The organism is Methanobrevibacter sp. (assembly GCF_045603845.1).
Classification (GTDB): Archaea; Methanobacteriota; Methanobacteria; order Methanobacteriales; family Methanobacteriaceae; genus Methanocatella.
In genome coordinates, this window is record NZ_JAZUMY010000009.1 from 1 (window position 1) to 14072 (window position 14072).

Annotated in this window: 13 protein-coding genes, 1 tRNA gene and 1 other RNA gene; 12 read left to right on the forward strand and 3 right to left on the reverse strand. The window is 33.0% G+C overall.

Features of this window, described 5'->3' with window-relative positions; all coding sequences use genetic code 11:
- Positions 1-183: 183 nt before the first annotated feature.
- The 9 genes from hdrB to ACKI2W_RS00670 all read left to right on the forward strand — a co-directional run bounded on the left by hdrB (position 184) and on the right by ACKI2W_RS00670 (position 5825).
- Positions 184-1080 carry a CoB--CoM heterodisulfide reductase subunit B gene (gene hdrB, locus ACKI2W_RS00630; protein ID WP_407378508.1) on the forward strand — a complete coding sequence of 299 codons (897 nt, stop codon included), beginning with the start codon at positions 184-186 and terminating at the stop codon, positions 1078-1080.
- A 196-nt stretch (positions 1081-1276) separates the two neighbouring features.
- Complete coding sequence (locus tag ACKI2W_RS00635) at positions 1277-1543, forward strand: DUF749 domain-containing protein (protein ID WP_407378510.1); 267 nt, start codon at positions 1277-1279, stop codon at positions 1541-1543.
- On the forward strand, positions 1540-2067 hold the full coding sequence (locus ACKI2W_RS00640; RefSeq protein ID WP_407378512.1) for a DUF2096 domain-containing protein: 528 nt from the start codon (positions 1540-1542) through the stop codon (positions 2065-2067). Before ACKI2W_RS00635 ends, ACKI2W_RS00640 begins: the two co-directional genes overlap by 4 nt.
- A gap of 12 nt (positions 2068-2079) precedes the next feature.
- Entirely contained in the window at positions 2080-2769 is a 690-nt protein-coding gene (locus ACKI2W_RS00645; protein ID WP_407378514.1) for a metallophosphoesterase, read from the forward strand.
- A gap of 170 nt (positions 2770-2939) precedes the next feature.
- Positions 2940-3422, forward strand: coding sequence for a hypothetical protein (locus ACKI2W_RS00650; protein WP_407378516.1), 483 nt, complete (start codon positions 2940-2942; stop codon positions 3420-3422).
- A gap of 360 nt (positions 3423-3782) precedes the next feature.
- Positions 3783-4697 (forward strand): 2-phosphoglycerate kinase, encoded by a 915-nt coding sequence (locus ACKI2W_RS00655; RefSeq protein WP_407378518.1) that lies wholly within the window; start codon positions 3783-3785, stop codon positions 4695-4697.
- Entirely contained in the window at positions 4672-5064 is a 393-nt protein-coding gene (locus ACKI2W_RS00660) for a CBS domain-containing protein (protein ID WP_407378520.1), read from the forward strand. The genes ACKI2W_RS00655 and ACKI2W_RS00660 overlap by 26 nt, the downstream gene beginning before the upstream one ends.
- 301 nt (positions 5065-5365) lie before the next feature.
- Positions 5366-5679, forward strand: an RNA gene (gene ffs / locus ACKI2W_RS00665) — signal recognition particle sRNA.
- A gap of 62 nt (positions 5680-5741) precedes the next feature.
- Positions 5742-5825, forward strand: a tRNA-Ser gene (locus ACKI2W_RS00670).
- A gap of 6 nt (positions 5826-5831) precedes the next feature.
- Here the strand turns inward: ACKI2W_RS00670 and ACKI2W_RS00675 are convergent.
- From ACKI2W_RS00675 to ACKI2W_RS00685, 3 genes are read right to left on the reverse strand one after another with little or no spacing between them, the layout of a single operon-like run.
- On the reverse strand, positions 5832-6740 hold the full coding sequence (locus ACKI2W_RS00675) for a cation diffusion facilitator family transporter (RefSeq protein WP_407378521.1): 909 nt from the start codon (positions 6738-6740) through the stop codon (positions 5832-5834).
- The gene (locus ACKI2W_RS00680; protein ID WP_407378523.1) at positions 6733-7851 is read right to left on the reverse strand and encodes a pyridoxal phosphate-dependent aminotransferase; all 1119 of its coding nucleotides are present in this window, start codon (positions 7849-7851) and stop codon (positions 6733-6735) included. The genes ACKI2W_RS00675 and ACKI2W_RS00680 overlap by 8 nt, the downstream gene beginning before the upstream one ends.
- A 43-nt stretch (positions 7852-7894) precedes the next feature.
- Positions 7895-9442, reverse strand: coding sequence for a radical SAM protein (locus ACKI2W_RS00685; RefSeq protein WP_407378525.1), 1548 nt, complete (start codon positions 9440-9442; stop codon positions 7895-7897).
- Between the two features lie 498 nt (positions 9443-9940).
- Between ACKI2W_RS00685 and ACKI2W_RS00690 the strand changes: the two genes are divergently transcribed.
- The 3 genes from ACKI2W_RS00690 to ACKI2W_RS00700 all read left to right on the forward strand — a co-directional run bounded on the left by ACKI2W_RS00690 (position 9941) and on the right by ACKI2W_RS00700 (position 14068).
- Positions 9941-13222 (forward strand): transglutaminase domain-containing protein, encoded by a 3282-nt coding sequence (locus tag ACKI2W_RS00690; protein ID WP_407378526.1) that lies wholly within the window; start codon positions 9941-9943, stop codon positions 13220-13222.
- A gap of 89 nt (positions 13223-13311) precedes the next feature.
- Positions 13312-13782: a phosphopantetheine adenylyltransferase gene (locus ACKI2W_RS00695; protein WP_407378527.1), complete on the forward strand. Its 471-nt coding sequence runs from the start codon at positions 13312-13314 to the stop codon at positions 13780-13782.
- A 94-nt stretch (positions 13783-13876) separates the two neighbouring features.
- Entirely contained in the window at positions 13877-14068 is a 192-nt protein-coding gene (locus ACKI2W_RS00700; protein WP_058739703.1) for a 4Fe-4S binding protein, read from the forward strand.
- Positions 14069-14072: the final 4 nt, after the last annotated feature.

Here is a 14072-nt window from a genome sequence, read left to right on the forward strand (position 1 = left end):
GATGCTGCAAAATCATTAAGAACCAAAATCGGTCTCAGCGAAGTACCTGCTACCACTCACGCAGATGCTGGAGCATTAGAAGAAGTACAAAAATTATGTAAACTTACCGCATTTGATGAATTAATCGGTTACGATGAAGCAACCGGCGGATTAAAAGAATAGATTTATGAGGAGAGTTATAATATGGAAATCGCATACTTCTTAGGTTGTATTATGAACAACCGTTATCCTGGTGTTGAAAAAGCAACCAGAAAATTATTTGAAGCATTAGATATTGAATTAAAAGACATGGAAGGAGCATCATGTTGTCCTGCTCCTGGTGTATTCGGATCTTTTGACGAAGAAACCTGGGCAACCATTGCTGCACGTAACTTAACTCTTGCAGAAGATATGGGTGCTGACATCATGACCGAATGTAACGGTTGTTTCGGTTCATTATTTGAAGCTAACCACATGTTAAAAGAAGATGAAGACAAAAGAGCTAAAATTAATGCAAACTTAGCTGAAATCGGCAGAGAATTCAAAGGAACTACTAACGTTAAACACTTAGCACAAATCTTAAGAGACGATGTAGGATTCGAAAAAATCTCATCCCTCATTGAAAAACCTTTAGATTTAAACGTTGCTGTTCACTACGGATGCCACTTCTTAAAACCTACTGCAGAAATTGGTATCGAAGATCAAGCTGAAAACCCATCCATCTTAGATGACCTTGTAGAACTCACTGGTGCTAAATCCATTGACTACAAAGACAAAATGATGTGCTGTGGTGCTGGTGGTGGAGTAAGAGCTAGAGATTTAGATGTAACTGCAAGTTACACTAAAGAAAAACTTGACCACATGTCTGAAGCTGGTGTAGACGCTATTGTTGATGTATGTCCATTCTGTCACATGCAATTTGACCAAGGACAAACTGAAGTTAACGAAAGATACGGAACTGACTTTGCAATTCCTGTATTCCACTTAGCTCAATTATACGGATTAGCTATGGGATTATCTGCTGAAGAATTAACTTTAGACGCACAAAAAATCGATGCAGCACCTGCTTTAGCTAAAGCTTTAGGTGAAAACGCTAAATAAGTTTAAGGATCTTTATCCTTATTCTTTTTTTATTTTTAGGCATTGAAAACACATTTCGGATATATTATTGTTACGTTTGTAACAATTTTTTTTCAAATTTTATTTTTGTTTGATGAGTTACGAATGATTTTCAATTAATTTTATATATGAATTAATATAAAATGTAAATTGTTATAAAAGATGTGAGGTATGAAAAATGTTTGTAGCAACCTTAGATGGTATATTTAAATATGAAGACCTTCCAGAAGAATACGAACCTTATGTTCAATTTAAAGCAACTATTGATAAAAAAGAACTTAAAGCAGATGATGAATTAGCTATTTTAAATATTGCTGGAACTTCCACTCATCATGTATTATTCTTGGATTCATATAAAAATACCAGAGAAATCGAAAAAGAATTAAAAGAAGCTGATGCTAAAATAAATCACACTACTTTAAAAATTATAGGTGGACATTTATGAGCTTACCCTCTGAACAAACTTGGTTAGTTCTAAATAAGTTAATTTCAGACTTAACTCAAAAGGGATATGAAATACCTGGCGGAATTAACCCTGAGATGGGATTAATCAGATCATCTATCAGTTCCTATAAAAGAGATCCTTCCCATCCTGATTTGATTAATGGTTTAGCTAAAGCAGAAATGTCTTTAAGTAGTGTTCAAGGAACAGTCTTATCCATTGCTGAAGAAGAAGGCGATGAATATGTTGATAATTGGTTGGATTTATTCAAAAGAGCAATGAGGGGAGAAGAACTCTTTGAATTTCCAAAATCCCGTTCAACATTTTTAGTCAACACTCCTCCGGGATTAACAACCGGAAGAATTAATTTGAAAGTTCCTTTAGCAGAAGAAAGGGTTCAGGAAATTGCTGAATGGCACGGCCTCATCATAGAATTTGATGATGATGTTACTGTAGCTCTTCATGGAGATAAACCTGATTTACAAATAGGTTTAAAAGAAATGGGTTCTTTCTTTTTAGAAGAATAATTGGGCGATAATATGAAAATATTAGCAATTAGTGATGTTCACGGCGAAGAAAATGAAAATTTATATAAATATCTGGAAAATAATGATATTGATTTAGTATTAATAACTGGAGATATTACAGATTTCGGACCTTTGGAGTTTGTAGGCGAATTCATTGGAAAAATATTTGAATATGACTGTGATGTCATAGCTATTCCTGGAAATTGTGATCCTGCTGGAATCTGTAAGGCAATAGGGGAGTCAGGTGCATTCTGCCTGCATAATGAAATCATCGGATACGGTGATGCTATTCTATTTGGATATGGTGGGTCCAATCCTACACCATTCGATACTCCGGGTGAAATTGATGACTTAAAAATCTATGGTGATGTATACGAATTGATGGCTAACTATGACTATGTCTACAATAAGGATGTTCCTAAAGTCAGAATTCTTGTAACTCATGCTCCACCGTTCAATACCGATGCGGATTTGACTGATGGCGGCGACCATGTCGGAAGTTCCGGAATTTTGAAATCAATTCATGAATTTGAACCTGAAATAAACATTTGCGGCCACATACATGAAGCTAAATCTCTTTCCAAGATTGGTATTACAACTGATGTTGCTAATCCGGGAATGTTAAAAAATAACGGCGCTGTTTTAATTGACATTGAAGATGGTTCAAACTATGATATTAGCATTATTCAGTTAGATGAATAATTCTAATTACTTTTTCTCTTTTTTCCCCAAAACAAGGCGGGAGACAATCTCACTAATTTTGATTTTTTTTGCTTATTTTTCCTTTAATTTTGTTTTGAATATTTCAGTAGAACTTATTCAAAACAATATATTTATATATGGATTTACTAAACTATGTTTAGGTGGTTTTTTTGAATTTGAAAAGAATTATATTAATCTGTGGGGTAATAACAATTTTTGCCACATTAGGTGTGGCAAGTGCAGGATTGTTTGATTTTGGCCAGGAAGATGTAGGACTAATTCCAACAAAATTAACTTGCAGTCCTCTTATGGGAAATGATACAATCGAATTTAATATATATTATAATGATTCTGATTCCGGAGTACAAAAATTGGGTGATGAAATAGTTTATTATAATATAACAGATGAAAATGGAAATATCCTATCTTCTGGGGAACAGTACTCATCTAGTGTGGTTTCTACAAATAGGGTAGAATTACCAAAGCATGATGGTTTATATATAGTTAATGCATATTTCCCTGGAAATGAAGAATATGCCCCATCTGAAGGACATGCTTCTATATCCCTTGATGTAGATGAAACAGGCGTTCATGCTGAGATTGTAATGGTTAGGGTCGATGCAAAAACTGGTGCTGTTTTGGGACCAGCATAATAATCGGTGTCTTCAACACCTACTTTTTTTAAAACCCTGATTAAGACTTTTGTTTGAAACGTACCTTTGTTAGTGTAATCAACGTTTCAAACACTTAAAATTTTTCTTATTTTTCTATTTAACTACTTACTTGGCTTCTTTTAAAAATATTTATAGGGACATCAATTCAGCATATTTTTTGGGTAGGTTTTCCCCAAAACCAATTCAAACAAATTCAATTTAAAACATATTTTCAATTAAATTCTGGGACATTTTTTTCACTGAAATTTGACTTACATTCCCCACCACAAAATCAAATAACAAATTTTATTTATTATTATTTAAAAATATTTTTTCGTAAAATAAAAAGTTAGTGATATTATGATTTGGGTTATCGGTAATGTTGATGGAAATAATTATAAAGAACCGTTTTCCAAAGGTATTTTGGCTCGTTCATTACGTGTGTCCAGCATAGGTCTTGATGAGGCATATGAAATTGCTAATGAAATTGAAAATTCTCTCATTTCAGAAAACATAACTGAAATTACAGTCAATGATCTGGCAAAGTATATTGCTAATTATTTAAAGAAATTTGATAAGGGAGTTTCTTTAAAATACAGCAAATGGAGAGAAGTTAGAAAATCCGATGAACCTTTAATTATTCTGATTGGCGGTTCTTCAGGTGTGGGAACCTCTTCAATGGCTTTTGAGATTGCTAATCGTTTAGGATTAAAAAATTTAATAAGTACGGACATGATACGTGAAGTAATGCGTAAGATAGTCTCAAAAGAACTAAACCCTATCATTCACAGGTCAAGTTTCGATGCTTATGAAAGTATCAGAACTCCGGCAATTCGTGTTGATGCGGTTATTGAAGGATTCATCAGCCATGTGGATGTTGTTAATGTAGGTGTTGAAGCAATAATTGAAAGATCCATCAAGGAAGGTATTAGTATTATTGTTGAAGGCGTTCATGTTGTACCGGGGTTCATACGTGAAGATTTGCTTAAGAAGGGTAATGTTATCATGTTTACATTAATTGTTGAAGATGAAGAAATGCATAAGCAGAGATTCTATTCACGTTGTAGGCAGCCTTGGGTAAAAAGGTCTTTGGAACATTATATGGAAAATTTCTCCACTATCAGAAAAACCCAGGAGTTTTTAATCGATCAGGCTAAAATCCATGATGCTCATGTTATCAATAATGTGGATATTAGAAACACTATTGATTTGATGGTAAATGATATTATAGAAGAATTTGGAGGTGAAAATGATGTTAACGAAGAAAGTGTCTGAAATAATGGCTAAAGATGTAATAACCACTACTCCGGAAATAGACGTTATATATGCATTTGAAAAACTGATGGAATTCAAAATCAGTTCTCTTCCTGTTGTTGAGGATGATAAATTGGTGGGCATTATTACTGCTACCGATGTTGGCCATAACTTAATACTTGATAAATATGAATTGGGAACTAACGTTGAAGAAATCATGATTAAAGATGTCATCACAGTTTCTCCCGATGATACTTTAGAAACAGCAATCAACGTCATGAAAGATTCAATTCCAGGATCAGGTATTTTAAATCAATTGCCTGTTATTGAAGATGGCAAATTAGTTGGTATTATTTCTGATGGAGATATTATTCAAGAGGTTTTCTAATTAACCTCTATTAATTCATTTTTTTCTGATTTAACTAATTATTTTTAAGTTACTGGAATTTATTATTTTTTCCAGTAATGAATTTCAGCTATTTTTTAATTTTTTTTTAAATATTTTTTCATTAGTTTTTTCATATTATTTCATATTCGGATTTTTAAATATCTGTCTGAAATAAGTGTTTTTCTATATTCAGCTTAAATTTTATTGATAGAATTTTTTTAAAGGATTTTTTCAGAGTTACTAGAAATATTTTTTTTCAAATTAATTGTTAACATTTATATAATATTAATGATATAAAATAATAGTGGCTAGACTGGAGGGTTAGGGGTCCTCTGTAAGCACACACCCCCTTTGGTGCAGTCGAAGTTCAAAAGGCGGCTTTTCAAGGGAATAGAAGCCTGAAAAAACAACATAGAAACTTCGTCCTACAGGATTAATGGTGATGAAGTCTTTACTGGAGGGTAAAGAAGAATCATCTTTGATATAGGAACGTGTCAGGCCCGGAAGGGAGCAGCTCTACTATTAACAATTGATGCTTGTAGAATCCCGGGGTGGAGTTGGGTTTTCAGATCACTTGTATTTTTGAGATTAGTCCACTTTTGAACATGCCATTATATAAAAATAAATAAGTTTATAAACTACTTTCTACATATAATGTTATATCTTGTTTTGTTTATGTCGGGATGGCCCAGCCTGGTACGGCGTCGGACTGCTAATCCGATGATCATATGATCACCCGGGTTCAAATCCCGGTCCCGGCGTTTTAATTATTTTTCATCTATTTCTTGGCGGTGTTCATACTCCAATCCTAATGGACATGCGTGTACTGAAACTGATTTTACTATTGGAATTTTATTCAGAATATTTTGTTCTACAGTGTGGACAATTTTATGTGCCTCATCAACGCTCTGTTTTCCATCCACTTTCACATGTAAATTAACAATAACATATGAGCCGTAGTTATCTACTTTAATATTGTGTGCTTCGTAGGCATTCGGTGTTTTATTGGCTACTCTTTCTATTTTTCTGACCAGTTTATCATCCGGCACTTTTCCCATTATATTGTCTAGGTTTTCTTTGCCAATGTCGTATGCAGTTTTTAGAATTAATACACCGATTATTAATCCGATAATCGGATCTAAAATCGGAAAGCCCATATTTGATACCACTATTCCAATCAGTATTGCTATTGATGAGTAAATGTCTGTTCTTTGATGCTGTCCGTCTGCCACAATGGCTGGACTGTTAATCTGCTTTCCTATGTTAATTATATAATTGCTTATTGCCAAATTAATGAATATTCCAAAAACGGCCATTAATGCAGCATAAATGGTGGGTACTGTTATTAAACTGGGATCCAAAAGCTTATCTTTTGCGGTATCTATGATTTCATATCCTACCATTGTTAAAAACAGAACTATGACCAGTCCGCTAATTGCTTCAGCACGGCCGTGGCCACGGGGATGGTCTTCATCTGCAGGCCTTTGGCCTATTTTAAACCCAATATATGCTATTACTGATGTTGCAACATCTGATAATGTATGAATTCCTTCTGCAACCAGAGCATAACTTCCGGACATTAACCCTACAAGTATATTAAAAATGGTTAAAAAGCAATTTGATGTTATTGCTACTGTTGCTGCTTTTCTACCGCCTTTTGCTCTTGCATCATCCATTTACTACTTTCTCCTCAAGTATGTCCATAGCTTTTTCAATATTTTCATATGAATTTGCATAAGACATTCTCACATGTCCTTCGCCATTTGATCCGAATGCAGCTCCAGGAACAGTTATAACTCCTGCTTTCGCCGCTTTTTGGACAAAGTCTTCATCTTCAATTTTTGGAAATACGTAGAATGCCCCTTCTGCATTGACTGTTTCATAACCCATTCCATTCAGTCTTTCAACAATCAAGTCCCTTCTTTTTTGGAATTCATTAACCATTTTAACAACTTCGTCCTGAGGTCCTTTCAATGCTTCAAGTGCACCTCTTTGTGATGTTGTGGTGGCACAGGCAATGTTGTATTGGTGTATTTTGAGCAATTCTTCGCATAAATCCTCGTTAGCTGTCAAATATCCTATTCTCAATCCGGTCATTGCATATGTTTTTGAAAATCCGTTTAGCGTAACGACATTATCACTCCATTTTGCAGGAGAATAATGTTTTTTATCATAAATTATCTTTTCATAAATCTCATCGGAAACAATAAGGAAATCATTATCCATTGACAAATCAGCTATTGCTTTAATGTCTTCTTTTTCCATCACGGCACCAGTAGGGTTGGATGGTGAATTCAATATGATTGCTTTTGTATTTTCACTGATTTTTTCTTCGACATCACTGGCCTGCAATTTAAATTCGTTTTCCATGCTGCATTCAACAGGAGTTATTTTCCCGTCAGCTAGCTTTACACATGCTTCATATGATAAGAAACTTGGATTTGGCAATAATACTTCGTCGCCTTTTTCTATGAATGCCTGAGCACACATGAAAAGAGCTTCACTGGCCCCAACCGTTACAATAATATTGTCAGGGTTTGTTTTAATGTTATTGTCGTTTTTAAATTTTTTAACTATTTCTTCTCTTAGTTCTATATATCCCTTATTTGGAGTGTAATGAGTATCATTTTCATTGATTGATTCAATCATTGCATTTTTAATGTTTTCAGGAACATCAAAATCAGGTTCTCCAATTCCCAGGTTTATTGCATCGGGATTGGTTACTTCAAACATTTTTCTTATTTGGGATAATTCAATAGTTTTAGTTCTTTTTGCAGGGTCAATCATATTAATTCCTCTCAGTATATTATATAATATAATTATAAATATATTAATTTTCACATGCACCGCAATTATAACATGGGGATGCATCACACCATGGGGTCTGCTTTTTTGATTCAAGTCTTTTATATTCAGTTTTCAGGAAATCTTTTCTTACTCCAGCATCAATTTTATCCCATGGCAGTTCATCATCGACATCATAGTCCGGCAAGTATTTCATCCATTCATGGATTGGCATGTCTTGGGTTAGTGATTTTTCAATAATTGCTGAAACATCACTATTTCCACAGGAGAGTATATATTGGATGAGTGCTTTTTTAGGACTTTCAATCTTAACATTGAATTTCCTCAATTTCTTCCTAATATATTTGCTTTTGCGTTTAACATCTTTGAAATTATAGGGTGTCCATTGCAGAGGAGTATGTGGTTTCGGTACAACAGGATTTAAACTGAATTTAATCTTATGTGTTGACGTGTGCATTTTTGCAATTTTTTCAATATACTCACAAAGGTCTTTTATGTCATCCATAGTTTCATAAGGAAGTCCTATTAGGAAATATAATTTAATGTTGAAGTCAAGTTTCACAGCATCTTCAATGACTGAAAATATTTTCTCGTCAGGAATATTTTTGTTTATTCTTTTTCTGAGTATATCCGTTGATTCGGGTGCAAGCGTGATAGTTTTCAACCCGCTTTCCTTCAGAAGTTTCAAACTTTCATGCGTTATGGATTCTATTCTGAGTGATGGTGTTGAAATCTGAAAGTTTCTTTCTTCAAGCTTTTTAATCAGAAGTTCAATATCAGAATAATCACTTACTGCAGCGCCGATTAATGTAATCTTATTTAATCCTGTGTTTTGTCTGGTCTTTTCTGCAATATCAATTAATTTTTCAATGTTGGTTTCTCTCATGGGTCTGTAGAGATAGCTTGACATGCAGAATCTGCATCCACGGCTGCATCCTCGGGAGACATTAAGCATTATTGAATCGCCAAAGACGGTTTTATATTCTTCATCATCTGTTTTGCTGATGATCGGCTGGGTGATGTGGTATGCATCAGCCATTTCTTTTACAACAGCTATTTTAGCGTTATTGTTAAATTTTGGAATGTAAATGCCGTCAATATCCAAAAAGTTTTCCAGACTTTTGTTTTCAAGATATCTGTCAAGAAATTTATTTATTATGGCCTCTCCTTCCCCAAGAATAAAAATGTCAATGTAGTCGGACATCGGCATGGGATTTGCAGTTGCGCAGGGCCCGCCGGCAATTATTAAAGGATCATTTTCAGTTCTTTCTTCTCTTTTGAGAGCTATTCCGGATTGTTTGAGCATTTCAATTACATTAAAATAATCTTCTTCAAATTGCAGTGTAAAACTGATTATATCAAAGTTTTTAAGCGGTGTATTGGATTCGATTGAATTGGTATTAGGATATATGATTCTTTCACACCATATATCATTTCGTTCATTTATGAAATTGTATAAAATGTTATAGCCTAATGATGACATTGCTGTCCTATAAATATTTGGGTAAGTCAGCCCAATTCTAATGTCTATATTTTTATAATTTTTTCTGAAAATATTGTCTTCAAATATCATTTGCCATCATTTTTTAAAATTTTCATTATCTGTCCTTATTCATTTATTTTTCTTTTATATTTTAATATTTTACTCATCTGATGATTTATATTGGCTATTATTTGTCATGTTTTGGTAACTGTTTATTATTTCATTGTTAACAATCTGATTATTCGAGTATTTATGTTTCATAACTTTGTTTTTTAACGAATTCAAATTTAAGATATTTAATCTTTTAATATCTTATTTCAACATAAATTTCCTTTTATTATTATTTTATGCATAATTTTAGGCTATTTTTCTTAAATTAGCTCGTTTAAACTAGTTTTTTTAATATTAAAGTTGTAAAAACATTTATATATTATTAAAATATAAAATCTTATTTACTCATTATGAATACTAATCTTAGTATATATCATATTTTTATTAAAATTTTCGTAATGAGAACCAAGAGGTGGAAAAATTTCTAAGATAAATAATGTAATGATTTTTTCTATTGTTTTAGCGATCTTATTAAGTATGGGTCCTATTTTTGCAATAGATTCAGACATTACAGCTGATGATTCAAATTTATTGAGTGAAAATAATAAAATTGTTTTTTCTTCACAAAATTTAGAAGTTTCTAGTTATGATTCTATCTCAGAGACTATTTCTCATGATGATAATATGAATAATTATTCTTCTGAGGAAGATAATGGACTTTTAACATCCCAATATCTCTCTGATGATATGCTCCAAGTTAATGATGCAAAAAATACTACATTAACTGGAAATGACACAGAATTATACTATAAGAATGGTACAGCTTTCAAAGTTGTTTTATCAGATAGTGAAGGTTCTTTGTTAAGTAATCAAAGTATAATTTTCAATATTAATGGTAATAATTATACTAGAACTACAAATGCAAATGGTACAGCTTCTATTGCAATTAATTTAGGGCCTGGAAGTTATGATGTAACGTCTTTCTTCAGAGGCTCAGACGGATATGAAGCTTCTTCTACCACGAATCTTGTTAAAGTATTGTCTACAATATCTGGAGAAGATGTTGAGAAGTATTATAGGAATGATACCCAATACTATGTTACTCTTGTTGACGGTCAGGGTAATTTGCTGAATAACACTACCGTTGTCTTCAATATCAATGGTGTTTTCTATGAAAGAAAAACCAATGAAAACGGTACTGCAAAATTAAATATTAATTTGAGTCCTGGTGATTACATCATCACGGCCATTAATCAGAATAATGGTGACAGATGCTCTAATGACATTACTGTATTGACTACCATTTATGGTTCTGATGTTGTTAAGTATTATAGGAATGATACACAGTATTATGTTAATCTTGTTAATGGTACTGGTAGTCCGTTGGCAAATACCAGTGTATCATTTAATATTAATGGTGTTTTCTATACTCGTACCACTAATGAGAACGGTACTGCTAAACTGAATATTAACCTAGGACCTAACAATTATACAATTACTGCTATGAATACTGCTAATAATGAATTACATTCTAATAATATAGAGGTGTTACCTACTATATTTGCTGAGGATTTAATCATGGATTATAGGGATGGCAGTAAATTTGCTGCCAGTGTTATTGATGACCAAGGTAACCCATTACCTAAAAGCAATGTAACATTCAATATTAATGGTGTATTCTATAACCGTACCAGTGATGCTAATGGTACATCCAGATTAAATATAAACCTTAATGCTGGTGAATATATTATAACATCAACTAATTATAAAGGTTTATCAATTTCCAATACTATTACCATTAATAGATGTAATACTACTCTTGAAGGTAATAATGCTCATATTATTACAGGTACCGATCGGAATTATACTGTCAAATTAATTGGAGAAAACAGCAATCCTATTGCTTATGCTACTATTAATTTCAACTATAACTCACGAGATGTTAGTGCTGTTACTGATGCAAACGGTGAAGCTACCATTGTCATTTCAGATATTCCTGAAGGAAAATATAATATAACATATACTTTTGAAGGAAATGGTAATTGTTATCCTTCCAAGTCTAACAGCACATTAATTGTAGCTAATTCTACAGTTATTTTATCAGCAAATGATTTAAATATGATTTATAAAGATGGTTCCAGATTTAAAGTCACTTTAACCGATTTAGATAATAAACCATTAGTAAATGAAACTATTTCAATTAATATTAATGGTGTTAAATATAATCGTACTACAAACAGTGATGGTGTTGCAAGTATAGCTATTAACTTAATTCCGGGTGATTATGAGGTCACTTATACTCACTCTGAAGTTGATTCTATAGACTACAATGAAGGATCAAACACAATAGTCGTCTCTAAAATAGCTACCAATCTTTCTGCAGAAGATATAAATATGGATTATGGGGATGATGAGGCATTTATTTTTAAATTGACAAACAGTACAGGTTCTCCTATTGAAGGAGTTGTTGTTACCCTTACCATTAATGGTGTTCCATATAACAGAACAACCAATTCATCAGGTCAATCTAAATTAAATATTCATTTACCTGTGGGATATTATGAAATTACAACATCCCTTGATAGTTTATATTATAATGCAGATTCCATAACCAATCATATTCTGGTTAACGGTAGTGTTATCACAGGAGAAGATTTAACCATGGTTGCAGGCACAACTGTCAATTATTCAGTTTCATTAAAGGATCCTTATGGAAATCCTATAAACAATACGAACGTTGACTTCGCATATAATGGAAATGTTGTTTCTGCTTTAACTGATTCGAATGGTGTAGCTTCAATAGCTATTGGTAATTTGACTAAAGGCAGTTATCTTATTGTTTATAATTATACTGCGGGCTCTAACGCAGGTCAGTCATACATTACTGTTGTAGGCACTATTTCAATCAGTGAATTGGTAAAAGCATCCAATGAAGTGAATGCATATATTGAGAAAAATGCCAAATTGCCGGCTAGTGTCACTATTGGCGATACAACATTTACTACTGCACAATACTTATATTTACTCTCAGAAGCGATTGTGGGTATAAATAATGGTGATTTATCTGCTTTATCTGTTTTGGAGGTAAATGACCCTACAAATCCTGGTGCAGCTTCCAATATGGGTAGTTTAAGTAGTTATGTCTCTGTTGCCAGTTCATTATTGACCAGTATGGATTCAGGCGTTACTCCTAACTCTGTTTCAACCAGTCTTGGTGATGTAGGATATGACGGAATTGTTTATGCATTTACTCGTGTTTTAGTTTACTATGGTATGTTGGATCAATTGCCATCTTCAGTATCTGTAAAATCACTCACACTTTACACATCACAAAGTGTGCTGGATTCAGCTAATACAATTTCTGATTTAAGCGCTTATTTGGCAAGTTCACCTAACTGTCAGGTTACAGATTCAGCTATAGTTGCTTTGGCAGAAAAATTAACTGCAGGACTTACTAATTCCTTAGATAAGGCAGTTGCAATTTACAACTATGTGAGGGACACTGTTTCATACAGTTTCTATTATGACACTAAATACGGTGCAGTAGGCACATTAAATTCCAAAACAGGAAATTGTGTGGACCATTCTCATTTGTTAATTGCTTTGTTCAGAGCAGCCGATCTTCCTGCCAGATATGTGCACGGAACATGTGTATTCAGCAGCGGCAGCACATACGGTCATGTATGGACTCAAGTACTGATTGGTAATACTTGGGTTGTCTGTGATGCAACAAGTACTAGAAACTCATTTGGTAAAGTTGTTAATTGGAATAACTATAATTATTCTCTTAAAGGATATTATTCTAGTATTTCATTCTAATTAACTTCTTTTATTTTTCTTTTTTTTAAATAGCTAATAATTTATAATAGTTCTTATAAAGTTTAATCATAAACTAATGGGACAATATTATGAGAAATAAAAAATATTCTAAAGTGGCTGTTGGCGGAACATTTGACAAATTTCATGATGGCCATAAGAAATTGTTATCTACTGCTTTTGAATTGGGCAATCAGGTGGAAATCGGAGTGACGTCTGATGCATTCGGAGGCTTGAAAGGGGATATTGATTCATGTGCAGTGAGGATGAATAATCTTAAGGTGTTCTTCTCGGGAAAGTCTAATTTTAATGTTGTACCATTGGAGGATCCATTTGGGACTACTATTTATGAGCATGATTTTGATGCGATAGTTGTCAGTGAAGAGACTGAACCTAATGCTATTAAAATTAATGAGATTAGAGTTTCTAAAGACATGAAACCTCTTGATATTGTTGTTGTTAGTTTTGTATTGGCTGAAGATGGAAATCCTATTTCGTCCACAAGAATTAGGCGTGGCGAAATTAATAAAAATGGATTAATCATAGGCAAACCTAGGAAATAATCGATATGTTTATATGTACATTTCGATATAATATTAATTAACATATCCTATTAATTTTTAAAAATTAATTTGAGTATGTAATTGAGGTGGTTATATGGCAGTTAAAATTGATTCTGATGTTTGTGGACACATTGAAAATTGTCCAGTTCAAGGTTTATGCATTAAACTTTGTGAACAAGGCGCAATCATAGAAGAAGATGGGGATGTAAAAATAGTCCCTGAAAATTGTGACGATTGTGACTTATGTATTCAGAATTGTCCTAACCAAGCTATATCAAAAGCCTGAGAGG